This window comes from Caulobacter sp. GW456-12-1-14-TSB4 (assembly GCF_059424195.1).
On sequence record NZ_JBWKZF010000027.1, the window covers coordinates 1 to 20,725 of the forward strand.

Below are 20,725 nucleotides of genomic sequence, written 5' to 3' on the forward strand. Positions count from 1 at the left end.
ACCCCCATCCCCGACCCTTCCCCCATCAAGGGGGAAGGGCGCTTTGCTTACTTGCCCGGAACCGGCCGCTGGATCGAGCTGGCCAGGTTGCTCATGATCTCGCGGGCGTCGTAGGCGCGCGGGTCGCCTTCCGGCTTCTTGCCCTTGTGCATCACGATCTCGGCCCCGGCCTCGAAGCGCTCGACGGTGCGGATTTGGGCGCGGTCGGCGAAGAAGGGGTCACCCCAGAACGGGTCCCACGAGCGCCAGCCATAGCCGCCGCCGTAATAGCGCCAGGACGGGCGCCAATAGCCGTACGGATAGCCGTAGCCGAAGCCCGGACGCATGAACGGATCGGGCTCGACATACGAGCGCGACGTGCGGTCGGTGCGGTGGTCGGCGGTCTCGAACCAGTCGTAGCCCTGCTGCACGGTCAACTCGGCCGACCGATAGAGCAGGTAGCGCTCGACCGTATCGCGCGAGGTCAGGCTGTTGCCGGCGAAGCTGATGCGATAGCGATCGCCTTCCAGCTTCTGCTCGGAAAAGCCGCCGGCCGACGAGCTGGCGCTCATCTTGGGCTGGTACGGCGTCGGCGTGGCGCAGGCCGACAGGCCGGCCGCGATGACCAGCGCCGCGGCGATGGCGACCTTCTTCATGGACATGATCTGCTCCTTCAAGCGGAGTCCTTGGTACTTACGTCAACTCTGGCGAGGCTTTGTGGTTTCGCCAAGGCGAAGTTTGCTTCGCCTCCGAAATCTTTCAGCCTCTCGACAAGATAAGTACGGCCGCCGTGATCAAAAGGACGCCGACCAGGACTGCGAATCCGCGCCGGAAGCCGGGCTCATTCATCCGTGTCGACAAGGCCGCTCCGCCCAGGCCGTAGGACGACATGCTGATCAGGTCCATGCCGATGGTGGCGCAGGCGAACATGATCAGCTGCGGGACCAGCGGCCGCTGGATGTCCAGGAACGGCGGCAGCACGCCGGAGAAGAACAGCAGGATCTTCGGATTGGCGATCTGCACCATGAAGCCGTCGAAGAAGGCCGAGCGGCCTTGGCGAACGGTGGCCGAGGCGTGGCTCTCGACGTTCTTGATCCCGGCCCACAGCGACTTCAGCCCCAGCCAGATCAGATAGGCCCCGCCGGCCCAGGTCAGGACGTGGAAGGCCTTGGGGAAGGCCAGGATCAGCGCGCCCAGCCCCAGCGCAGAGCCGCTGAACCACACCAGGGTGGCGGTGTTCATGCCGATGACGCTGACCAGCGCCGCGCCCTTGCCGCGCTCCATGCCGGTGGCGATGGCGAACAGGTTGGCCGGCCCCGGCGTGATGGCCATGACGAACATGGCGACCAGGAAGGCGCCATAGCGGGTGGGATCGACGGGCAGGTGGTCCATGGCGCGGGTATAGCGCCCCGCGCCACGACCTTGAAGGTGAAGCTAGTTGCCGATGACGATCAGGATGTAGACCGCCCGGCCCAGGGCGCCGAACAGCAGGATCGCCGTGGCCAGGGCCTGGATGATGAACCCGACCTCGCGCTTCTTCGGATCGGCGGCGTAGCCCAGGGCGTAGACGATCCGGCCGATCATCCAGACCACGCCCAGGACGGCCGCCACGAGGTCGTTCCAGTAGATGGCGAACAGCCACAGCGAGGGCAGGTAGATGACCAGCCACTCGACGGTGTTGGCCTGGACGCGCAGGTGACGCTCCAGTTCCGGATCGCCGGTCATGGCCGGAGCGTGGATGCCGGTCTTCCGGCGCGCGCCGCCGATCCGCATGATCATCCAGAAATAGACCAGCAGCGAGACCAGGGTGACGATGGCCACGAGCGCGTGGGACTGGTGCATTTCGGTGGTTCCTCCCGGCGACTCTGAAGGCCGCCCTCAAGCGCAGCCTAGGGCCGAACGCCGTTCGTGCAACCTTCGTGCAATCTTCGCCGTCGGAACCGGTCCAGGACTCATTCGCTCCTAAGGCTGACGATCCTACTTCGCGGAGGCTTGAAGCCATGCGTGTGGACTCCACGGCGATCGCCGGCATCGACTACACCCCCGAACACGGCAAGCTGTTCGTCACGTTCCACGACGGCGACGAGTACGTCTATGTGGGCGTGCCTGAGCGGGTCAGCGCGGCGTTCCTGCGCGCGCCGTCCAAGGGGCGGTTCTTCCAGCGGATCATCCGGGACCGGTACCCTTACAACCGGGTCTGAGGCGACCGCTGGAACCTCTCTCTCTTAGAGAGAGGGAGGGGCCCGCCGCGAAGCGGTGGGAGGGTGAGTGGATACGCGTTGTCGGGGAAATATCCGGCGTCTGGGAGGCGTCTCTCAAGCGGGCTACGAGAATGTCCGCAACGGGTGGGAAGCAGATCTCAGCGCGTCGCCGTGAGGCCTTGCTTCCTTAGATCAGCGTAGATGCAGTCGCCGTGTGGGCCCTTGTCCGGGCTCTCCCCCGGAACTTGGGCTGCCCAAGCTGCTCCCACCCGCGTTGGCTTAAACCCTTGGATGCCGCATCGACTGGCAGCCTGGACGATTTGTTCTCGGCTCGCCCAGTGGGTATCGCCATCGTCACCGGGGAAACATCCAGTGAGCGGCAGACAGGCCGTCGCAGCCGCGATTACCGGGAAGATCGAGCCGGACTTCATGAATGTGGCGCCTCTGGTGAAGCGGCGTCCCGCCGCATCGCGCCGATGCAAGCAGACCCACTAAATGTCCGCAACGGGTCGATCCCGGAACCTTTCCGGCTAGCGGTGAAACCACTCACCCTCCCGCCGCCGCAGGCGGTGGGCCCCTCCCTCTCTCTATGAGAGAGGGTTTCGGAGCAACGCTGGCCAAGAAAAAAGGGCGTCACAAGTTTCCTCGCGACGCCCTTCGATAGATGATCTCGCTTCGGACCTACCCGCGCTTATCCCGCTTGGCCAGCACGCGCAGGCGCAGGGCGTTCAGCTTGATGAAGCCGCCGGCGTCGCGGTGGTCGTAGGCGACCTTGCCTTCCTCGAAGGTGACCAGGTCCTGGTCGTACAGCGAGTAGGGGCTGCTGCGGCCGATGACCGTGACATTGCCCTTGTAGAGCTTCACGCGCACCTGGCCGGAGACCTTCTGCTGGCTGTAGTCGATGGCCGCCTGCAGCATCTCGCGCTCGGGCGTGAACCAGAAGCCATTGTACACCAGCGTGGCGTACTTCGGCATCAGCTCGTCCTTCAGGTGCATCGCGCCGCGGTCCAGCGTGATGCTCTCGATGCCGCGGTGGGCGGCCAGCAGGATGGTGCCGCCCGGGGTCTCGTAGACGCCGCGCGACTTCATGCCGACGAAGCGGTTCTCGACCAGGTCAAGGCGACCGATGCCGTTGTCGCGACCCAGCTCATTCAGCTTGGTCAGCAGGGCGGCCGGCGACAGGGCGACGCCGTCGATGGCGACCGGGTCGCCCTTCTCGAAGTCGATGGTGATGATCGTGGGCGCATCCGGCGCGTCTTCCGGCGCGATGGTGCGCATGTGGACGAACTCGGGGGCCTCGACCGCCGGGTCCTCCAGGACCTTACCTTCCGAGCTGCTGTGCAGCAGGTTGGCGTCGACGCTGAACGGGGCTTCGCCGCGCTTGTCCTTGGTGATCTGGATCTGGTGCTGCTCGGCGAACTCCAGCAGGGCCTCGCGGGACTTGAAGTCCCACTCACGCCACGGGGCGATCACGGTGATGTCGGGCTCGAGGCCATAGTAGCCGAGCTCGAAACGGACCTGGTCGTTGCCCTTGCCGGTCGCGCCGTGGCTGACGGCGTCGGCGCCCATCTTGCGGGCGATCTCGATCTGCTTCTTGGCGATCAGCGGACGCGCGATCGAGGTGCCCAGCAGGTACTGGCCTTCATAGACCGTGTTGGCGCGGAACATCGGGAACACGAAGTCGCGCACGAACTCTTCGCGGACGTCCTCGATGAAGATGTTCTCGGGCTTCACGCCGGCGGCCAGCGCCTTGGCGCGCGCCGGTTCGATCTCTTCGCCCTGGCCCAGGTCGGCCGTGAAGGTGATGACCTCAGCGCCGTACTCGGTCTGCAGCCACTTCAGGATGATCGAGGTGTCGAGACCGCCCGAATAGGCGAGCACGACCTTCTTCACGGACTTGTCGGCCATGGGCGGGGTCCTTTCGAGGAGAAACACAAAGTCGCGCGCCTTCAACGGCGAAAGGGCGCTCTGGTCAAGAAGTTTAAAGCTGCCCCTAGAGCTGACCGTCTTCCTGCAACGTCTTGATGACGAAACGCAGGTGGAAAAGCTGGGACAGGGCCAGGCTGGCGGCCAGCGTCGTGCGGACCAGGAAGATGATCATCGCCTGTATCGGATCGTCCGTGAACGTCGCCTGGGTGGCGGTGAACGACAGCAGGACGAGGATCGACAGGATCGGAATGCTGAGCAAGCCCACGGCCTTGGGCGCACGGACGGTGGGCTTGCCGTCGCGGCCCCACAGCATGGGCACGAGGGCGTCCTTGGAGATCCGCTTCCACGCGCCCTGGGCGGTGGCGGCGATGATGGCCAGGGCGGCGATCGACAGGCCGTCGCCCAGCACGCGCAGGGTGGTTTCCATACTGCGGATTGTATCTCTTAAACGGTGACTTGGGCGCCCAGCTCGACCACGCGGCCGGGGGGGATCTTGAAGAAGTCCGTCGGGTTGGCCGCGTTCTTCATCAGGTAGATGAACAGCCGGTCCTGCCACAGCGGCATCCCCGAATTGGCCGACGGCACGATCGAGCGCCTGCCCAGGAAGAAGCTGGTGGCCATGATGTCGAACTTCAGCCCCTGCTTGCGGCAGACCGCCAGCGCCTTGGGGATGTTCGGGCTTTCCATGAAGCCGTAGTTGACGATGACCTTCTTGAAGTCGTCGTTGACCTTCTCGATCGTCACCCGGTCCTCTTCGCGCACGCGCGGCGTCTCGCTGGTGCGGACGGTCAGGATGACGTTGCGCTCGTGCAGCACCTTGTTGTGCTTGAGGTTATGCATAAGCGCGACTGGGGTCATGTCGGGGTCGGAGGTCAGGAAGATCGCCGTGCCGGGCGCGCGGTGCGGGGCCCGGGCGCGCAGGATCTCCATAAGGTCGACGAGGGGTACGCTGTCGCGGCGGGTCTTGGCCGTGAGGATCCCGGCGCCCCGGTTCCAGGTCGCCATGACCAGCACCAGCATCGCGCCGAACGCCAGCGGCAGCCAGGCGCCGTCGGGGATCTTCAGCATGTTCGAGGCGATGAACACCGAGTCCAGCGCCACCAGCGGGATCAGCAACAGGCCGGTCTGCCACAGCGGCCACTTCCACACGCGGCGGATGACGACATAGGCCAGCAGGGTATCGACGAACATCGCGCCGGTAACGGCGATGCCATAGGCGCTAGCCAGCTTGTGCGAGCTGCGGAAGGCGAACAGCAGCACCAGCACGCCGATCAGCAGGAACTGGTTGACCGCCGGCACGAAGATCTGGCCGGCCTGTGTCTCGGACGTGCGCTTGATCTCGATGCGCGGCAGCAGGCCCAGCTGCACGGCCTGCTGGGTCATGGAGAAGGCGCCGGTGATCACCGCCTGGCTGGCGATGACGGTGGCGACGGTGGCCATCAGCAGCACGGGCCAGTAGGCGAAGCTGGGCACCATCTCCCAGAACGGGTTGTGGCGGGCGGCCGGGTGGTCGAGCACCAGCGAGCCCTGGCCCAGATAGTTGAGAGCCAGGCACGGGAAGACCAGGCACAGCCAGGCGGCCTGGATCGGCTTCTTCCCGAAGTGGCCCATGTCGGCATAGAGCGCCTCGGCCCCGGTCACGACCAGGAACACGCTGCCCAGGATGACGAAGCCCAGGAAGCCGTTCTCCAGCAGGAAGCGCAGGCCGTACCAAGGATTGAAGGCGCGCAGGATCGAGAGGTCGTCGGCCAGGTGATAGGCGCCCAGCGCCCCCAGGATCAGGAACCACACGGCCGTGAACGGCCCGAACAGCGAGGCCATCCGATGGGTGCCCTTGGCCTGGACGGCGAACAGCAGAATGAGGATCCCGGCCGAGATCGGCAGGATGTAGGGCGTCAGGGCGTGGCCGACGCCGGGCGCGTCCTTCAGGCCCTCGACCGCCGACAGCACCGAGATGGCCGGCGTGATGATGCCGTCGCCATAGAACAGCGCCGCGCCGACCACGCCGAGGAAGAAGATCGCCATCGAGCGCTTGCGGCCGGTCTTGCCCAGCGCCTTCTGGGCCAGGGCCATGAGCGCGAGCGTGCCGCCCTCGCCCTTGTTGTCGGCGCGCATGAAGAAGATCACGTACTTGATCGTCACGAACAGCGTCATGGTCCACAGGACCAGCGACACCACGCCCAGCACCGCGTGCTCGGTCGCCGTCGTGCTGCGCGAATGGGCCAGGGCCTCGCGCAGGGCGTACAGCGGACTGGTGCCGATATCGCCGAAGACGACGCCGATCGAGCCCAGCGCCATGGCGTAGAAGCCATGACCCTTCACGTCATGACCGGAGCCATGACCGTTGCCGTTCGGCGGACCGCCGTCCTGATGAGGGATGTCGGTAGAGGCTGGCGCGCAATCTGAACTGGAAGCGCCGGGGGCTTCGGAAGCCATTCAATCCCTCCGGGCGCCCTCGCAAAACGCTTGGAGCCGACCCATATCGCGATCAAGCGCGGCGCGATACACCCAAACCGCGGCCGATACAATCGTCACCCAACGTCGCCCGACGGCCTCTCATTTGAGAAAAGGGACTCCCCTAAGGAGTTTTTGCTTCGGGGCTGAAACAGTTTTCAGTTGAACGCGCGGGCGGCCACCTTACGTTCCCCGGTAGAGATGTCTGACAGCCAGAAATTTCCCGTCGCGGCCCACGCCCTCGCCTACTTGGCGCACAAGGAGGCGTTTTCGGCTGACCGCGCCGTGGCCAGCGCCGAACTGGCGGCCTCGGTCCCGACCAATCCGGTCGTGGTCCGCCGGGTCACGGCCATGCTGGGCAAGGCCGGGCTGATCGGCGCGCGGGCCGGGGCCAATGGCGGGGCCTGGCTGCTGAAGCCGGCCGATGCGATCACGCTGGACACCGTCCTGAAGGCCGTCAACGGCTGCGCCCACCTCGGCGTCGCGCCCAAGGGCGTCAAGGGCTGCCCGGTCGGCGAGAAGATCCCCGACGCCGTCCGCGCGGCCATCACCGCCGCCGACCGCGCCGCGCACGACCGTCTGGGCCAGATCACCGTCGCGGACTTGCTGAACGGCGCTCACGAGGCGGTCGAAGCGGCCGCCTGCTGAGGTTACTCCGCCGCCGCTAGCGACAGCCGTTGCTGTCGCGCGTCCACCGCCGCCACGATCCAGATCATGAAGCCGCCCAGGGCCAGGGCGACGCCGACCCAGCCGGTCGAGGCCCAGCCCCAGCCGGCCGCGATGGCCAGGCCGCCCAGCCACGGGCCCAGCGCGTTGGCGGTGTTGAAGGCCGAGTGGTTGAGCGCCGCCGCCAGGGTCTGGGCCTCGCCGGCCACGTCCATCAACCGGGTCTGCAGCACCGCGCCCAGCCCGCCGCCGCAGCCGATCAGGAACACGACCGGGATCAGGGTCCAGAGGCTGCCGATCGCCAAAGGGTAGAGGGCCAGGGCCGCCGCGCTCCACAACAGGATGGCGCCGATAGCCGGCATCAGGGCGCGGTCGGCGGCCCAAGCGCACGCCAGCGTGCCGACGGTCATCCCGGCCCCGAACACCATCAGCACCACCGGCAGGGCGGCGGGCGAGGCGTGGGTCACGGCCAGCATGGTGTCGGCGAGGTACGTGTAGACGCAGAACATGCCGCCAAAGCCGATGGCCCCGATGCCCAAGGTCAGCCACACCCGGCCGCGCGCCAGGGCCCCCAGCTCGCGCAACGGGCTGGCGTCGGCGTCGGCGGGGACGCGCGGGGCATAGACATAGACCGACAGGGCGGTCAGGGCCGCCAGCACCGACACGATGACGAAGCCCCAGCGCCAGCCGACCACTTGGCCGACCACATTGGCCAGCGGCACGCCGACGATGGTGGCCACGGTCAGGCCGATCATCACCATGGCGACCGACTGGGCGCGCTTCTCCGGCGGAGAGACGCTGGCGGCGACCAGGGCCGCGACGCCGAAATAGGCCCCATGCGGCAGGCCGCAGAAGAAGCGGAAGGCGATCAGCCAGTTGAAGCTGGGCGCGATGGCCGAGAGCAGGTGGCCGACCGCGAACACCGCCATCAGCGCCACCAGGATGATCCGGCGCGGCAGCCGCGCGGCCCCGACCGCGATGATCGGCGCCCCGACCACCACGCCCAGCGCATAGGCGCTGATCGCATGGCCGGCCGTCGGCGCGTCGACCCCCAGGTCCTTGGCGAAATAGGGCAGCAGGCTCATCGAGGCGAACTCTGTCGTGCCGATCGAGAAGCCGCCCAGGGCCAGCGCCGCGAGAACCAGGCCCGGATGGACCTTCGGGGTGTCGGTAGTCATGTCGGCGCCTCACACACACGTGGCGCAACACGAGCGCGACGCGTCCCTGGAGGGGCGTCCCGAAGTCATGCTGCAGGGCAGAAGTGCTTGTCAGATAATAAAATGACAACGTTGTCGCAAGTGTGACTTGGGCAGGCCTTGGAGATTTCACGGTTCGGCGACCCGCCTTCAGCGGCGCTGAGTCCGACCTACAGAAAAATTGCACTCGACCTTGTTGCTGATGGTCTGGATGCGACGCCGCCGCTCCCCACCTGAACGCTACCGTTTCAATCGCCGAAACGAGGGAGAGCTCGAAATGACCACCGTCGCCATCGTCTATCACTCGGGTTACGGCCACACCGCCGTCCTGGCCGACAAGGTCGCCCAAGGCGTCCGCGACGCCGGCCAGACCCCGGTGCTGCTGCACATCGAGAACGCCGCCCAGGACTTCGCCCCGCTGATCGAAGAGGCCACCAAGGCCGACGCCATCATCTTCGGCGCGCCGACCTACATGGGTGATGTCTCGGGCGTGTTCAAAGTGTTCGCCGACGCCACCGCCGGGGTCTTCTTCGCGGGCGCCTGGAAGGACAAGTTGGCCGCCGGCTTCACCAACTCGCACAGCTTCGCCGGCGACAAGGGCCACGCCCTGGAGAGTCTGACCATCCTGGCCGCCCAGCACGGCATGAACTGGATCAATCTCGGCGTCCCGCCGCCGAACGTCACCGCCGCCGAGCGCGGCCCCGACACCCTGAACCGCGTCGGCTCGTTCATCGGCGTGGCCGCCCAGTCGGACAACGCCTCGCCCGAGGTGACCCCGCCGGCCGGCGACCGCGAGACCGCCCGCCTGCTGGGCGAGCGCGTGGCCAGGGCCGCCGTCCGCTGGGCGGTCGGCGCCCAAGAGCAGAAACTCGACAAGGCCGCCTGAACACGCGCCTTTTCGAACTCATTTTGACGTCTCGCCGGCGCTCGGCGCCGGTGCGACATCTTCGCCTCTTGTTGACTCGTTCCAATCACCGAATATCGTAAGCTAGGCTTCAAAGACGCCTTCAGATCCTAGAGCGCGTCATGTTCAAACCCGCCCATTTCGTCATCGCCGCCAGGAGTTGCCTGGCGCTGGCGTTGGGCGCTGTCCTGATCCTGACGCTGGGCCCGTTCCAGGGGCTGGAACAGGTCTTCGGTCTGAACGACAAGGCCGCCCACATCCTCGCCTTCAGCGGCCTGACCGCCATCGCCTTCCTGGCCTTCCCGCGCCAGCGGCGGGGCGACATCGTGCGCGCCCTGATCTTCCTGGGCGGCGCCATCGAGATGATCCAGGCGATGGAGGGGCGTGACGCCAGCTTCCTCGATTGGCTGGCCGACGCCGTCGGCGTCTACGGCATCTATGGCGCGGGCATGATCGAGGTGGTCCGCCAGCAGGCGCGCGAGCGTAGCCGCATAAACTTCTCGCGGATGTCGGCCGACGACCGCCGAGGCCCGCGCCGCGAGCGTCGCCGCGTGAAGCGCGCCAAGACCGCCGGGATCCCTGGCGAGACGGTCGTCGCCTCGGGCGACGCGGTCGCCGGGGTCTAGGTCCGGCGCGACCGGCCCGTGACTTGCTGTTCAATCCAGCAAGTTTCCCGAAAAGGGACGGGTGGGGATCTCATGGACAACGGGGCGACCGCCGCGAATAGCGGCTTTGCGCTGACGCTTTCGTCGCGCGACGGGCATTGGTGTTGGCGAGTTCTGGACATCGATGGCCAGGAGCGGGCCATGGGGATCGATCCCGACCGCGACGCCGCCTGGCGTTCGGGCCTGTCGGCCGCGGGCGCGCTGGATGGCGCGAGCGAGGCGTAGCGTTCCCGAGTTGAACCAAATCGCCGGCCGTGCTCGTCTCCGGCGAAGTTTCGTTTGACTGGACCGCGCACACCATGGCCCGCCGCCTCGCCTTGATCACCGGCGCCTCCGCCGGCATCGGGGCCGCCTCCGCCCGCATCTACGCCAGCCACGGCTATGACGTGGCCCTGACCGCGCGCCGGGCCGACCGCCTGGAGGGCCTGGCCGCCGAGATCAAGCTGCGTTCCGGCGTCGAGGCCTACGCCATCCCCGCCGACCTGGCCGAGCCGGCCGGCGTCGAGACGGTCCTGGCCGCCATCGCCGCCCAGGGCCGGGTGGTCGACGCCCTGGTCAACAACGCCGGCTATGGCCTGCCCGGGACCTACGACTCCACGCGCTGGGCCGACCAGGCCAAGTTCCTGCAGCTGATGCTGACCAGCGTCTGCGAGATGACCCACAAGGTCCTGCCGGGCATGGTCGAGCGCAAGTTCGGCCGCATCGTCAATGTCGCCTCGCTGGCGGGCCTGGTCCCCGGCGCGGCCGGCCACACCCTGTACGCGGCGACCAAGGGCTTCCTGGTCAAGTTCTCCCAGAGCCTGCATCTGGAGAACCTGTCGACCGGCGTCCACGTTTCGGCCCTGTGCCCCGGCTTCACCTATTCGGAGTTCCACGACGTCAACGGCACCCGCGCCCAGGTCAGTCAGGGCGTGCCCGAATGGATGTGGCTGGGCGCCGACGAGGTCGCCGCCGCCGGCTACGAGGCCGCCGAGGCCAACCGCTCGATCTGCGTGCCTGGCGCTCCGAACAAGGCCATCGCCGCCATCGCCAAGATCGTCCCCGACGACTGGGCCCTGGCCCTGATCGCCAGCCAGGGCGGCAAGTTCCGGAAGGTGTGACGACAGGTCCTGGGGCTGTTTTTGGAAAACCGCCTCGGACCTGCTATATGTCCGCCTCGACCCCCGAGCATCCGGACACCCCCTTGAGCGTCACCCTCGACCTGTCGCGCGTCTCCACCGACGCCGCGCCCACAACTCCCGTCACCAAACCCATGGTCAACCTCTCGGGCCTCACGCGCCCGCAGCTGGTCGCGGCCCTGGTCGAGAGCGGCGTGGTCGAGCACGGCAAGGCCAAGATGCGCGCCACCCAGATCTTCCGCTGGATGCATCATCGCGGCGTCACCGACTTCGCCAATATGAGCGACGTCGCCAAGGAGACCCGCGCGCGTCTGGCCGAGGCCTTCACCATCGCCCGCCCCGAGATCGTCGAGCGTCAGGTGTCCAAGGACGGCACCCGCAAGTGGCTGATCCGCATGGCTCCAGGCATTGAGGTCGAGAGCGTCTACATCCCCGGCGTCGGTCGCGCCGGCGCCCTGTGCGTGTCCAGCCAGGTCGGCTGCACGCTAAACTGCAGCTTCTGCCACACCGGCACCCAGCCGCTGGTCCGCAACCTGACCGCCGCGGAGATTGTCGCCCAGGTGCAGGTGGCCAAGGACGACCTGGCCGAATGGCCGTCGGACAAGGAAGACCGCGTGCTCTCGAACATCGTGTTCATGGGCATGGGCGAGCCGCTGTACAATCTGGGCCAGGTGGCCGACGCCATCGAGATCATCAGCGACAACGAGGGCATCGGCATCTCGCGTCGCCGGATCACCGTCTCGACCTCGGGCGTCGTGCCGATGCTGGAGAAGCTGGGCAACACGACCCAGGCCATGCTGGCGATCAGCCTGCACGCCACCAACGACGCCCTGCGCGACGAGCTGGTGCCGCTGAACAAGAAGTACCCGATCGCCGAGCTGATGGCCGGCATCCGCGCCTATCCGGGCTTGTCCAACGCCCGCCGCGTGACCTTCGAGTACGTGATGCTGAAGGGCGTCAATGACAGCCCCGACGAAGCCCGTGCGCTGGTCAAGCTGATCAAGGGCATCCCGGCCAAGATCAACCTGATCCCGTTCAATCCCTGGCCGGGCAGCGACTACCTGTGCTCGGACTGGTCGACGATCGAGGCCTTCGCCGCGATCCTCAACAAGGCTGGCTACTCCTCGCCGATCCGCACCCCGCGCGGGCGCGACATCCTGGCCGCCTGCGGCCAGCTGAAGAGCGAGAGCGAGAAGGTCCGCGCGAGCGCGCTGCGCAAGCTGTCGCTGGCGGCGATGGCGGGCGTGCTGTCGGACGACGACGAGGACGAGGCGGCGTAAGGCTGCTTCAGGCCACCGTGCTTTTCAGCGCCGCGAACAGCGCTTCGGCATAACGTCGGGCGCCGGCGGCGTTGGGGTGACCGACCGAGGCGCGCTCGCAGATGAAGCGCTTGTCTCCGCGTGGCTTTTGCACCAGCCGCTCGCAATAGACCTCGCGGTCCTTCCTCAGATCATCCTGCGCCACGCCCTGCTGGTCGAGGCCGAAGATCAGGGCGTTCGGCGTGAAGGCGGCCTCCTCCTCGGAAATTCCCGGATCGACGAACCGGAAGTTCCCGCCGGCGGTCCGGGCGTTCGCCGCCGCGACCGCGTCGCTCAGCGCGGTCCTTGAGGCGGTGTTGAAGGTCAGGCTGTTGCGGATGGCGCGGCCCATCGGACCAAGGGGCGCTTGGAGGTTCTTGTCCTTGTCGCGGATCGTGGGCCAGCGTGTGTATTCGACGGCGAAGGCTCTCAGCAGGGCCCAGAAATTGGGCGGCTTGGAACTGGGGCCCAGCACCGGATAGTAGCCGCAGACCAGCACCTTCACCTGCGGGTTGGCCGCCACGAAAGTCTCACTGACCGTTTCCAGGAACCGGGTCATTCCTTGGCGGCAATGCTTGTCGCAGAGATCGACGATCTTCTCCGTTGAGGTGGAGGGATTGTAGATCGTGCGGGCGTTGACGTCGTTGATGCCGCCGATGACGATGATCGCGTCGAACCGGCGGTCGGGATGCTCCGCAACGGCTTGGCGGGCTTGTTCATACAGGGTGGGGCGATCCTGGGGAATCTCGCGGGGCCACCAGCCCGGAACCGCCTGCGGCCATGTAGCGTCGGGTGTTCCGATGATCGCGCCGGAGGCGCCGCAGGCGATCACGCTGGCCTCGGCGCCGTCGCTTTCCAGCAGCTTGGCGGCCAGCAGGTTGTGCATCTTCTGGGGCTCGAGCAGTCCTTGGCCCCAAGCCACGGAATCGCCCAGCACCAGAATCCGGCTGCGCGCCGTCGGCGCCAGCGGCAGGCTCGCCACGGCGAGCAGGAATGTCCGTCTGTCCATGTCGGCGCCCCCCGGCGACACGGCCCGCGCCGCGCGTCGTTAACCTAGAGCGGCTCCCTTATGGAGCGCAATAGGATTGCCACGCTATTTTGGATTGTGAGGCGTTGTGGGCGCGCCGTTTTAGTCTGCCGTCTCGACCGCCTTCTTCAACCGGCTCAGCATCCCCGCCGCATAGGCGGCATACGGCCCGATCCAGCGTTCGTGGATTTCGTGGACCGGCAGGGCGTCCAGGTGGTTCCACCGCTCGCGGCCGCGCCGCTCGGCCACCAGCAGGCCGGCCTCTTCCAGCACGCCCAGATGCTGCATCACGGTGCAGCGATCGAGCTCGGGGAACCGCGCGCAGAGCATGCCGGTCGTCAGCGGCTCGGCCTTCAGCAGATCCAGAATATGTCGCCGCACCCGGTGCCCCAGGGCCTTGAAGATCAGGTCCGCTTCGTCCTCGCTTGACATGTTATAAGATTATAACACATGGTCGTATCGTTCAAGGATGGAGATGTCCCATGGCGCACGAATTCACCGTCGGCGGCCGGATCGCCAAGCCCGTGTCCGAGGTCTTCGAGGCTGTCGTCGATCCCAAGAAACTGTCCGGCTACTTCACCACGGGCGGCGCCCAGGGGCGTCTCGAGACCGGCGCGACGGTCACCTGGGATTTCCACGACTTCCCCGGCGCCTTCCCGGTCGAGGTGGTCGAGGTCGTGACCAACGCGAAGATCGTCCTGCGCTGGGGGGCGTCCGAGCCGGGCGCGACCTACCAGACCGAGGTGACCATGACTTTCGCCGACACGGGCGATGGCCGCACCCACGTGAAGATCACGGAAGCCGGTTGGAGCGACACGCCAGCAGGCGAGAAGGCCGCTTTCGGCAATTGCGAGGGCTGGACCGGCATGCTGTGCGCGATGAAGGTCTTCGTCGAGCACGGGCTGAACCTGCGCGAAGGCTTCTACAAGTAAGGCGCCAACTCCCCCGACGCGGGCGCCCCCTACGCAAATCTCGCTGACCCGTGTTAGTCAGGGCTCCGCAGAATTTTCGGGGTAGTTCGCGTCCATGCCGTCCCAGCTCCAGTCGCCCGAGATCCAAGCTTTCGCCGCGGGCATTCGCGCGATGCTGGTCCATTGCAGCATCACGCTGGTGATGCTTGTGGTGGGGACGACTCTCTACGCGCTCCTCACGCCGCACAAAGAGATCAAGCTTATCCGCGAGGGCAATGCGGCCGCGGCCCTGTCGCTGGGCGGCGTGATGGTCGGTCTTGCGATTCCGCTAGCAACGTCCTTGTCCGCTTCGGTGACGGTTCTCGAGATAGCGCTTTGGGGCGTGACGACGATCTTCATCCAGCTTTTGGTCTTCCGCGTCACCGACATGGTGCTGAAGGGACTGCCGGAGCGGATCCAGGAGGGCGAGATCTCGGCCGCGGTGCTGCTGGTCGGCGCCAAGCTGGCCACCGCCCTGATCCTCGCCGCCGCCGTGGCCGGCTAGGGCCAAGGGTTCGGGGGGCGTACCGGTGCATTTCCCCAAGCTTCCAGACTGGCTGGTCTATGCCGCGGCGGTCAGCGCCCTGGTGATCGTCGCCGTCGGCCGGCAGGAGCGCTCGGACGCGCCACAGCCGCCGCCGCCGGTGCCAGGCGAGGAGGGGCTGCCGCTGGGGCCGTCCTCGCCGTTCGATCCCTCGATCGTGGTCCAGGTGCCCGACAAGCCCGAGCCGGGCTCGGGCACGGCCTTCTCGGTCGGTGACGACGGGACCTGGCTGACCGCCCGCCACGTGGTCGATGGCTGCAAGCAGGCCGCCATCGTCGTCGCCGACGGGCGCGGGGTGTCGGCCAAGATCCATGTCGATCCCAACGCCGACGCCGCTGTCTTGACCACCGAGGGCGGGGCGCCGTCGGTGCCGCTGGGCCTGGACGTGCCGCTGCGCCGGGGCGCGCGCGCCTACCATCCGGGCTTCCCGCAGGGCCATCCGGGCGAGGCGGCCTCGCGCCTGCTGGGCCGGGAGAACCTGGTCGTCCACGGTCGTGGGGCGCGCACCGAGCCGGTGCTGGTCTGGGCCGAGGTCGGGCGCACCGACACGCTGAAGGGCACGCTGGCCGGCCTCTCGGGCTCGCCGGCTCTCGACAGCGCGGGACGGGTGATCGGGGTGACGGTGGCCGAAGCCCCGCGTCGCGGCCGCATCTACACGACCGCGCCCGAGACCCTGAAGACCCTGCTGGGCCCGCGCCGCCGGCCCAGCCCCTCCGAATTCGCGCCCAGCGAGCCGATCACGACGGAGAACTACGGCCGCGTCGCCGACGGCCTGCGCCGCGACCTGCGGGTGGCCCAGGTGGTGTGCCTGAAGGTCTGAGTGCTGGTTTTCGGGTAGTCGATCTTCAGCCTAGGCTTGCGCCGCTTCGGTCTTGCCAATGTCGCCCTGCCGCGCCGCCACCAGGAACGATAGCGCGATCGCCACCACGCCGATCAGCGCCGTGTAGATGAAGAAGGCCGTGTAGCCGGCCGCCATGGCCTGGGCGCTGACGCCCAGCTTGGCGCCGGCGGCGGTGAAGCTCTCGGGCGGCAGGCGGGTGAAGAGGCCCTTCAGGGCGCCGATCGGGCCGCCGTGTTCGGCCGCCACCGCCGAGCCCTCGACGATCCGCCCCGACTGCGAGGCGAGCAGCTTGCCGGGCAGCGAATAGAGCGAGGCGAACAGGGCGTACTGGGTGGCCGTGAAGCCCGCCGTGGTCAGGCTGGACATGTAGGTGATCAGGGCCGTGCCGGCGACGCCGCCCGCCAGGTTGTCAATGCAGATCGAGGCGAACAGCATGCCGGTGTTGTGGCCGCTCATGGCCAGCACCGCGAACATAAGGTTGCTGATCGGCTGGGCGAAGGCGCCGATGATCAGGGCCTTCATCAGGCCGAAGCGCGCGACGATCACCCCGCCCAGGAACACGCCCAGCATCGAGGCGACGATGCCGAACACCTTCCGGATCTCGGCGATCTCGGTGAGGGTGAAGCCCATGTCGCGGTAGAACGGGTTCATGATGTTGAGCACGAAGTCCGAGACGCGATAGACACAGATGGTCGCCAGGATCAGGCCGGCCACGCCCGCGAACCGGGTCAGGAACTCCTTCAGCGGCGCGCCCAGGGCGGTGGACAGATAGACGCCGGGCTTGGTCGGGACCTTGGGGATCGGCCAGGCGGCGATCGTGACGACGACCAGGCCGGCCAGCACCCCGACCAGCTGCAGCCACACGCCGTTGGGCTTGGCCTTCCAGGCCGCCTCCAGCGCCTCGCCGCCGGCGAACTTGCTCAGCAGGCTGGCGTCGCCCGACAGGCCCGAGCCGACCAGCAGGGCGCCGATCAGCAGGATGCCTAGGCGCACCAGCCATTCGCCGACTTCCAGAGCCTTGGGCTGGACCACGCCGCCGGTGTTGATCTCGCGGATCGTGTGGGCCTGCTCGCGCGGGGCCAGCAGGGTGGAGATCACGCCGACGCTCATGGCCACGGCCATGGCCAGGTACGAGATGTTCCAGCCGAAGCGCTCGGCCAGCAGCAGCGGCACCGCGCCGGCCATGATCATCGCGCCGCGATAGCCCCACTGCACGGCCACGGCCATCTGGCCCTGGCGCTCGGTGTCCACGACCTCGATCCGCCAGGCGTCGATGACGATGTCCTGGGTGGCGGTGGTGAAGCCGACGATCACCGCGACCAGCGCCATCAGCGGCAGGTTCGTCGCCGGATTGATCCCGGAAATGGCCAGCAGGCCCAGGATGATCACCGCCTGGCAGGCCAGCATCCAGGCGCGACGATGGCCCAGCAGGCCATGCAGCACCGGGATCCTGGTGCGGTCGATCAGCGGGGCCCACAGGAACTTGAACGAGAACGACAGGGTGGCTAGGCTGAAGAAGCCGATCACCGCCAGCGACAGGCCCGCATCGCGCAGCCACAGCGACAGGGTGTCGAAGATCAGCATGTAGGGCAGGCCCGACGCGAAGCCGAGGCCCAGCATCACCAGGCTGCGCCGCTCGCCGAAGAAGGCGAGGGTCTGGAGAAGGGTCTTCTTCTCCTGCGGCTTTGCGGCGTCAGTCATGGCGATCCCCCGACGGGGAGAAACGCCCCCGTCCTTTAGCCGGCGACCTTGGCTCGCGTCGCGGTTTTCGTCCAGCCGCTGGAGACGCCGCCGGTGGTCCAGCGCTTGAGGGCGTCGCGCAGGGCTTCCTGCGTCAGGGGCTTTACGAGGAAGTCGTCCATGCCGGCGGCCAGGCAGGCGCGCTTGTCCTCGTCGAAGGCGTCGGCGGTCAGGGCGGCGATCGGCGAGGCGACGCCTTTCGCCCGCAGCGCCTTGGCGGCCTGCACGCCCGACAGGCCCGGCATCCGCAGGTCCATCAGGATCAGGTCGTAGGCCCCGGCCGAAGCGGCGGCCACCGCCTGCTCGCCGTCGGCGACGCGGTCGACCTTGCAGCCTTCGCGCTCCAAGAGGGTGCGGGCCAGCAGGGCGTTGATCGGATTGTCCTCGGCCAGCAGCACCCGCACGCCCTGGGCCACGGCCCCGGCGATGCGGTCGTCGTGCGCGGGCTCGTCGGTGGGCGCGGTCTCGGTGGTCCCGGCCCGCAGCACCTGCTCGACCAGCGAGGCGGCGCGTAGCGGCTTGATCAGGTAGCCCGAGAAGCCGGCGGCCTTCAGCGGGTCGATGCGGTCGCGCTGTTCGGGCGTCAGCAGCACAACAGCCTTGCGGCCGGTGGGCGGCTTCAGCGCGCCGCGGGCGCCGGACAGGGCGGTGTCGATCAGCAGCACGGCGTCGGCCGGCGCGCCCGACAGGGCCGAGGCGATATCGACGGCGGCGAAGGCGCGGCCGCCGGCGGCCTCGATCTGGCGTACGGTGGCGGCGCGGACGATGGCGTTGGGCGAGGCGATGGCGACGGCGCGGCCTTCGAGGGGGGCCGCCCGGAGGGCGGGAGCGGCAATGTCAAAAGGCGCTTCGAACCAGAATTCGGCGCCTTGGCCCAGCTCGCCGCCGACTCCAACCTCGCCGTTCATGGCCTTGCTCAGGGTGGAGACGATGGCCAGACCCAGGCCGGCGCCCCCCAGCTGGGTGGCGTGGGTGATGTCAGTCTGGACGAAGGCCTCGAAGATCCGCTGGCGGGCCTCGGGCGCGACGCCGGGGCCGGTGTCGGCGACCGAGAAGCGGATGCGGCCTTCTGTGGTCGCGGTGGCGGTCAGCAGCACGCCGCCGGCCTCGGTGAACTTCACGGCGTTGCCGGCGAAGTTCAGCAGGATCTGGCGCAGGCGTCCCTCGTCGGCCTGGATGGTCGGCAGAGGATGCGGCATGGCCCAGGCGATCTCGACCCCCTTCTCGTGGGCGCGCGGGCTCATCAGCTCGGCGACCTGGCGCAGCAGGCCCTCGATATCGACAGGCGCCAGCGACAGCTCGATCGAGGCCGCGCCCAGGCGGGCGAAGTGCAGCACGTCATTGACCAGCGACAGCAGGTGGTCGCCGCTCTCGCGCAGGGCGGTGACATAGGACCGCTGCTCGGCCGTCAGCTTGGTGTTCTCCAGCAGGCGCGCCATGCCCAGCACGCCGTTCAGCGGGGTGCGGAACTCGTGGCTCAGGGTGGCCAGCTGCTCGGGCGTGACGCCGGGTTTCGGATCGCTCATGGAGATCAAGCTTACCCGGCGCGGCTTAACGGGCGGTCAAACGCGGCCCATGGGAAGCAAGCTTTCCTCTCCGGGCGTGTTGGTCCGCCGATAAGCCAGGGCCTCCGCCACATGCACCCGGCGGACGGCGTCGGCGCCTTCAAGGTCGGCGATGGTGCGGGCCAGGCGCAGGGTGCGGGTCCAGCCTCGGGCGCTGATCCGGCCGGCTTCGGAGGCCTGGGCCAGCAGGGCGCGGCCGGCGGCGTCGAGGCCGGTGATCCTCTCCAGGAAGGCGCCCTCGGCCCGGCCGTTCAGGCCGTCGGCGACCTCCAGTTCGTCGGCGCGGTCCTGTTGCAGCGCCCGGGCCCGGGCCACCCGCGCGGCGGCCTCGGCCGAGCCTTCGGCGGGCGGCGGCAGGGAGAGGTCGGCGGCGGTGACGGCGGGCATGTCGACGGCGAGATCGATGCGATCCATCAGCGGCCCAGACACCCGGCCTTGATAGTCCCGCTGGCAGCGAGGAGCCTTGCCGCAGGCCCCGCGTCCGGCCCCGCCGTGACCGCAGCGGCACGGGTTCATGGCGGCGACCAGCTGCACGCGGGCCGGGTAGCGAATGTGGAAGTTGGCGCGGGCCACCATCACCTCGCCGGTCTCCAATGGCGCGCGCAGGCTGTCCAGGGCCTGGACGCCGAACTCGGGCAGCTCGTCGAGAAAGAGGACGCCGTTATGGGCCAAGGAAACCTCGCCCGGCTTGGCGCGATGGCCGCCGCCCGTAAGCGCGGCCATGCTGGCGCTGTGGTGCGGAGAGCGGAACGGTCGATCGCGGGTCAGGGCCCCCCGGGCGATCAAGCCGGCCACCGAATGGACCATCGAGGTCTCCAGCAGCTCCTTGGAGGTCAGCGGCGGCAGCAGGCCCGGCAGACGCTGGGCCAGCATCGACTTGCCCGAGCCGGGCGGACCCGTGAACAGCAGGTTGTGGCCGCCGGCCGCGGCGATCTCCAGGGCGCGCTTGGCGTGCTCCTGGCCTTTCACGTCGCGCAGGTCCTTGGGTCGCTCGCCCTCGACGATCGGGCCGGGCGAAGGGGCCGACAGGATCTGGCTGCCCCGGAAGTGGTTGATCAGCGACACCAGCGAGCGTGGGGCCAGGATCCGGGTCTCGCCGGCCCAGGCCGCCTCGGCACCGGACGCCTCCGAGCAGATCAAACCCAGGCCCATGGCGCCGGCCGCCATCGCCGCCGGCAGGGCTCCGGCGGCGGGGACGATGCGGCCGTCCAGCGAGAGCTCGCCCATCGCCGCCCAACCGTCCAGCGCGTCCATGGGGATCACGCCGATGGCGGACATCACCGCCAGAGCGATCGGCAGGTCGAAGTGGGTGCCTTCCTTGGGCAGGTCGGCCGGCGCCAGGTTGGCGACGATGCGCTTGCCGGGCAGCGAGAGCCCGAGGCCCGCGAAGGCCCCACGCACTCGTTCACGGCTTTCGGCCACCGCCTTGTCCGCCAGGCCGACGATGACGAAGACTTGCTGACCCGTGGTCAGCTGCACCTCGACATCGACGCGCCGAGCTTCGACGCCCTCGAACGCGACGGTGACCACCTTGGCGGCCATGCAAGCCCCTCATGGATAACGATTTTATCCACAAGTCACAGCATAGCTTACGAAATGGAGCAAGAACGAAAAACGAACGTTTCAAGAAAACGCTACGTTTCCGCAG

The 20,725-nt window shown here is 68.0% G+C and carries 22 protein-coding genes; 10 read left to right on the top strand and 12 right to left on the bottom strand.

Annotation, left to right across the window (positions count from 1 at the left end; translation table 11 throughout):
* Positions 1–47: 47 nt before the first annotated feature.
* The 3 genes from AC07YH_RS20640 to AC07YH_RS20650 form a co-directional block, all read right to left on the bottom strand.
* The gene (locus AC07YH_RS20640) at positions 48–641 is read right to left on the bottom strand and encodes a CC0125/CC1285 family lipoprotein (protein WP_494748828.1); all 594 of its coding nucleotides are present in this window, start codon (positions 639–641) and stop codon (positions 48–50) included.
* Positions 642–738: 97 nt separating this feature from the next.
* The gene (locus tag AC07YH_RS20645; protein ID WP_494748829.1) at positions 739–1,371 is read right to left on the bottom strand and encodes a LysE family translocator; all 633 of its coding nucleotides are present in this window, start codon (positions 1,369–1,371) and stop codon (positions 739–741) included.
* A 42-nt stretch (positions 1,372–1,413) separates the two neighbouring features.
* A complete protein-coding gene (locus AC07YH_RS20650) occupies positions 1,414–1,821 on the bottom strand; it encodes an MAPEG family protein (protein ID WP_494748830.1) in 408 nt (135 codons plus the stop codon).
* Positions 1,822–1,979: 158 nt separating this feature from the next.
* On the opposite strand from AC07YH_RS20650, the gene AC07YH_RS20655 reads away from it, so the two are divergent.
* On the top strand, positions 1,980–2,180 hold the full coding sequence (locus tag AC07YH_RS20655) for a KTSC domain-containing protein (protein ID WP_494748831.1): 201 nt from the start codon (positions 1,980–1,982) through the stop codon (positions 2,178–2,180).
* A 681-nt stretch (positions 2,181–2,861) separates the two neighbouring features.
* Here AC07YH_RS20655 and AC07YH_RS20660 read toward each other — a convergent pair.
* The 3 genes from AC07YH_RS20660 to AC07YH_RS20670 form a co-directional block, all read right to left on the bottom strand.
* The gene (locus AC07YH_RS20660) at positions 2,862–4,088 is read right to left on the bottom strand and encodes an argininosuccinate synthase (protein ID WP_494748832.1); all 1,227 of its coding nucleotides are present in this window, start codon (positions 4,086–4,088) and stop codon (positions 2,862–2,864) included.
* A gap of 85 nt (positions 4,089–4,173) precedes the next feature.
* On the bottom strand, positions 4,174–4,536 hold the full coding sequence (locus AC07YH_RS20665; protein WP_494748833.1) for a hypothetical protein: 363 nt from the start codon (positions 4,534–4,536) through the stop codon (positions 4,174–4,176).
* 17 nt (positions 4,537–4,553) lie between these two features.
* A complete protein-coding gene (locus AC07YH_RS20670; RefSeq protein ID WP_494748834.1) occupies positions 4,554–6,545 on the bottom strand; it encodes a potassium transporter Kup in 1,992 nt (663 codons plus the stop codon).
* Positions 6,546–6,764: 219 nt separating this feature from the next.
* On the opposite strand from AC07YH_RS20670, the gene AC07YH_RS20675 reads away from it, so the two are divergent.
* Entirely contained in the window at positions 6,765–7,211 is a 447-nt protein-coding gene (locus AC07YH_RS20675; protein ID WP_494748835.1) for an Rrf2 family transcriptional regulator, read from the top strand.
* 2 nt (positions 7,212–7,213) lie between these two features.
* On the opposite strand, the gene AC07YH_RS20680 is transcribed toward AC07YH_RS20675, so the two are convergent.
* Positions 7,214–8,407: an MFS transporter gene (locus AC07YH_RS20680; RefSeq protein WP_494748836.1), complete on the bottom strand. Its 1,194-nt coding sequence runs from the start codon at positions 8,405–8,407 to the stop codon at positions 7,214–7,216.
* A gap of 295 nt (positions 8,408–8,702) precedes the next feature.
* On the opposite strand from AC07YH_RS20680, the gene AC07YH_RS20685 reads away from it, so the two are divergent.
* From AC07YH_RS20685 to rlmN, 5 genes are all read left to right on the top strand, one after another.
* Positions 8,703–9,311, top strand: a complete 609-nt coding sequence (locus tag AC07YH_RS20685; protein WP_494748837.1) for a flavodoxin family protein — start codon at positions 8,703–8,705, stop codon at positions 9,309–9,311.
* 140 nt (positions 9,312–9,451) lie between these two features.
* The gene (locus AC07YH_RS20690; protein WP_494748838.1) at positions 9,452–9,955 is read left to right on the top strand and encodes a VanZ family protein; all 504 of its coding nucleotides are present in this window, start codon (positions 9,452–9,454) and stop codon (positions 9,953–9,955) included.
* 72 nt (positions 9,956–10,027) lie between these two features.
* Positions 10,028–10,219 (top strand): hypothetical protein, encoded by a 192-nt coding sequence (locus AC07YH_RS20695; RefSeq protein WP_494748839.1) that lies wholly within the window; start codon positions 10,028–10,030, stop codon positions 10,217–10,219.
* Positions 10,220–10,293: 74 nt separating this feature from the next.
* Positions 10,294–11,094 (top strand): SDR family NAD(P)-dependent oxidoreductase, encoded by an 801-nt coding sequence (locus AC07YH_RS20700; RefSeq protein WP_494748840.1) that lies wholly within the window; start codon positions 10,294–10,296, stop codon positions 11,092–11,094.
* A gap of 83 nt (positions 11,095–11,177) precedes the next feature.
* Entirely contained in the window at positions 11,178–12,392 is a 1,215-nt protein-coding gene (gene rlmN / locus AC07YH_RS20705) for a dual-specificity RNA methyltransferase RlmN (RefSeq protein WP_494748889.1), read from the top strand.
* A gap of 7 nt (positions 12,393–12,399) precedes the next feature.
* On the opposite strand, the gene AC07YH_RS20710 is transcribed toward rlmN, so the two are convergent.
* Both AC07YH_RS20710 and AC07YH_RS20715 read right to left on the bottom strand, forming a co-directional pair.
* The gene (locus tag AC07YH_RS20710) at positions 12,400–13,419 is read right to left on the bottom strand and encodes an SGNH/GDSL hydrolase family protein (RefSeq protein WP_494748841.1); all 1,020 of its coding nucleotides are present in this window, start codon (positions 13,417–13,419) and stop codon (positions 12,400–12,402) included.
* Between the two features lie 120 nt (positions 13,420–13,539).
* Complete coding sequence (locus tag AC07YH_RS20715; protein ID WP_494748842.1) at positions 13,540–13,869, bottom strand: ArsR/SmtB family transcription factor; 330 nt, start codon at positions 13,867–13,869, stop codon at positions 13,540–13,542.
* Between the two features lie 50 nt (positions 13,870–13,919).
* Here AC07YH_RS20715 and AC07YH_RS20720 point away from each other — a divergent pair, with 50 nt between their 5' ends.
* The 3 genes from AC07YH_RS20720 (at position 13,920) to AC07YH_RS20730 (ending at position 15,751) form a co-directional block, all read left to right on the top strand.
* Positions 13,920–14,369, top strand: coding sequence for an SRPBCC family protein (locus AC07YH_RS20720; RefSeq protein ID WP_494748843.1), 450 nt, complete (start codon positions 13,920–13,922; stop codon positions 14,367–14,369).
* 94 nt (positions 14,370–14,463) lie between these two features.
* Positions 14,464–14,892: a DUF350 domain-containing protein gene (locus AC07YH_RS20725; protein WP_494748844.1), complete on the top strand. Its 429-nt coding sequence runs from the start codon at positions 14,464–14,466 to the stop codon at positions 14,890–14,892.
* A gap of 25 nt (positions 14,893–14,917) precedes the next feature.
* Positions 14,918–15,751: a S1 family peptidase gene (locus tag AC07YH_RS20730; protein ID WP_494748845.1), complete on the top strand. Its 834-nt coding sequence runs from the start codon at positions 14,918–14,920 to the stop codon at positions 15,749–15,751.
* 30 nt (positions 15,752–15,781) lie between these two features.
* On the opposite strand, the gene AC07YH_RS20735 is transcribed toward AC07YH_RS20730, so the two are convergent.
* The 3 genes from AC07YH_RS20735 to AC07YH_RS20745 are packed head-to-tail and all read right to left on the bottom strand — an operon-like array spanning position 15,782 to position 20,619.
* Complete coding sequence (locus AC07YH_RS20735) at positions 15,782–17,473, bottom strand: AmpG family muropeptide MFS transporter (protein ID WP_494748846.1); 1,692 nt, start codon at positions 17,471–17,473, stop codon at positions 15,782–15,784.
* 35 nt (positions 17,474–17,508) lie between these two features.
* The gene (locus AC07YH_RS20740; RefSeq protein WP_494748847.1) at positions 17,509–19,038 is read right to left on the bottom strand and encodes a response regulator; all 1,530 of its coding nucleotides are present in this window, start codon (positions 19,036–19,038) and stop codon (positions 17,509–17,511) included.
* Positions 19,039–19,074: 36 nt separating this feature from the next.
* Positions 19,075–20,619 (bottom strand): YifB family Mg chelatase-like AAA ATPase, encoded by a 1,545-nt coding sequence (locus tag AC07YH_RS20745; RefSeq protein WP_494748848.1) that lies wholly within the window; start codon positions 20,617–20,619, stop codon positions 19,075–19,077.
* Positions 20,620–20,725: the final 106 nt, after the last annotated feature.

What these genes read in the sequence shown, in the direction of transcription:
- AC07YH_RS20700 (WP_494748840.1), top strand. Translation starts at nt 10,294, where the DNA reads ATGGCCCGCCGCCTCGCCTTGATCACCGGCGCCTCCGCCGGCATCGGG.
- AC07YH_RS20670 (WP_494748834.1), bottom strand. Translation starts at nt 6,545, where the DNA reads ATGGCTTCCGAAGCCCCCGGCGCTTCCAGTTCAGATTGCGCGCCAGCC.
- AC07YH_RS20710 (WP_494748841.1), bottom strand. Translation starts at nt 13,419, where the DNA reads ATGGACAGACGGACATTCCTGCTCGCCGTGGCGAGCCTGCCGCTGGCG.
- AC07YH_RS20720 (WP_494748843.1), top strand. Translation starts at nt 13,920, where the DNA reads ATGGCGCACGAATTCACCGTCGGCGGCCGGATCGCCAAGCCCGTGTCC.
- AC07YH_RS20735 (WP_494748846.1), bottom strand. Translation starts at nt 17,473, where the DNA reads ATGACTGACGCCGCAAAGCCGCAGGAGAAGAAGACCCTTCTCCAGACC.
- AC07YH_RS20660 (WP_494748832.1), bottom strand. Translation starts at nt 4,088, where the DNA reads ATGGCCGACAAGTCCGTGAAGAAGGTCGTGCTCGCCTATTCGGGCGGT.
- AC07YH_RS20685 (WP_494748837.1), top strand. Translation starts at nt 8,703, where the DNA reads ATGACCACCGTCGCCATCGTCTATCACTCGGGTTACGGCCACACCGCC.
- AC07YH_RS20725 (WP_494748844.1), top strand. Translation starts at nt 14,464, where the DNA reads ATGCCGTCCCAGCTCCAGTCGCCCGAGATCCAAGCTTTCGCCGCGGGC.
- AC07YH_RS20715 (WP_494748842.1), bottom strand. Translation starts at nt 13,869, where the DNA reads ATGTCAAGCGAGGACGAAGCGGACCTGATCTTCAAGGCCCTGGGGCAC.
- AC07YH_RS20695 (WP_494748839.1), top strand. Translation starts at nt 10,028, where the DNA reads ATGGACAACGGGGCGACCGCCGCGAATAGCGGCTTTGCGCTGACGCTT.
- AC07YH_RS20740 (WP_494748847.1), bottom strand. Translation starts at nt 19,038, where the DNA reads ATGAGCGATCCGAAACCCGGCGTCACGCCCGAGCAGCTGGCCACCCTG.
- AC07YH_RS20645 (WP_494748829.1), bottom strand. Translation starts at nt 1,371, where the DNA reads ATGGACCACCTGCCCGTCGATCCCACCCGCTATGGCGCCTTCCTGGTC.
- AC07YH_RS20675 (WP_494748835.1), top strand. Translation starts at nt 6,765, where the DNA reads ATGTCTGACAGCCAGAAATTTCCCGTCGCGGCCCACGCCCTCGCCTAC.
- AC07YH_RS20640 (WP_494748828.1), bottom strand. Translation starts at nt 641, where the DNA reads ATGTCCATGAAGAAGGTCGCCATCGCCGCGGCGCTGGTCATCGCGGCC.
- AC07YH_RS20665 (WP_494748833.1), bottom strand. Translation starts at nt 4,536, where the DNA reads ATGGAAACCACCCTGCGCGTGCTGGGCGACGGCCTGTCGATCGCCGCC.
- AC07YH_RS20690 (WP_494748838.1), top strand. Translation starts at nt 9,452, where the DNA reads ATGTTCAAACCCGCCCATTTCGTCATCGCCGCCAGGAGTTGCCTGGCG.
- AC07YH_RS20680 (WP_494748836.1), bottom strand. Translation starts at nt 8,407, where the DNA reads ATGACTACCGACACCCCGAAGGTCCATCCGGGCCTGGTTCTCGCGGCG.
- AC07YH_RS20655 (WP_494748831.1), top strand. Translation starts at nt 1,980, where the DNA reads ATGCGTGTGGACTCCACGGCGATCGCCGGCATCGACTACACCCCCGAA.
- AC07YH_RS20650 (WP_494748830.1), bottom strand. Translation starts at nt 1,821, where the DNA reads ATGCACCAGTCCCACGCGCTCGTGGCCATCGTCACCCTGGTCTCGCTG.
- AC07YH_RS20745 (WP_494748848.1), bottom strand. Translation starts at nt 20,619, where the DNA reads ATGGCCGCCAAGGTGGTCACCGTCGCGTTCGAGGGCGTCGAAGCTCGG.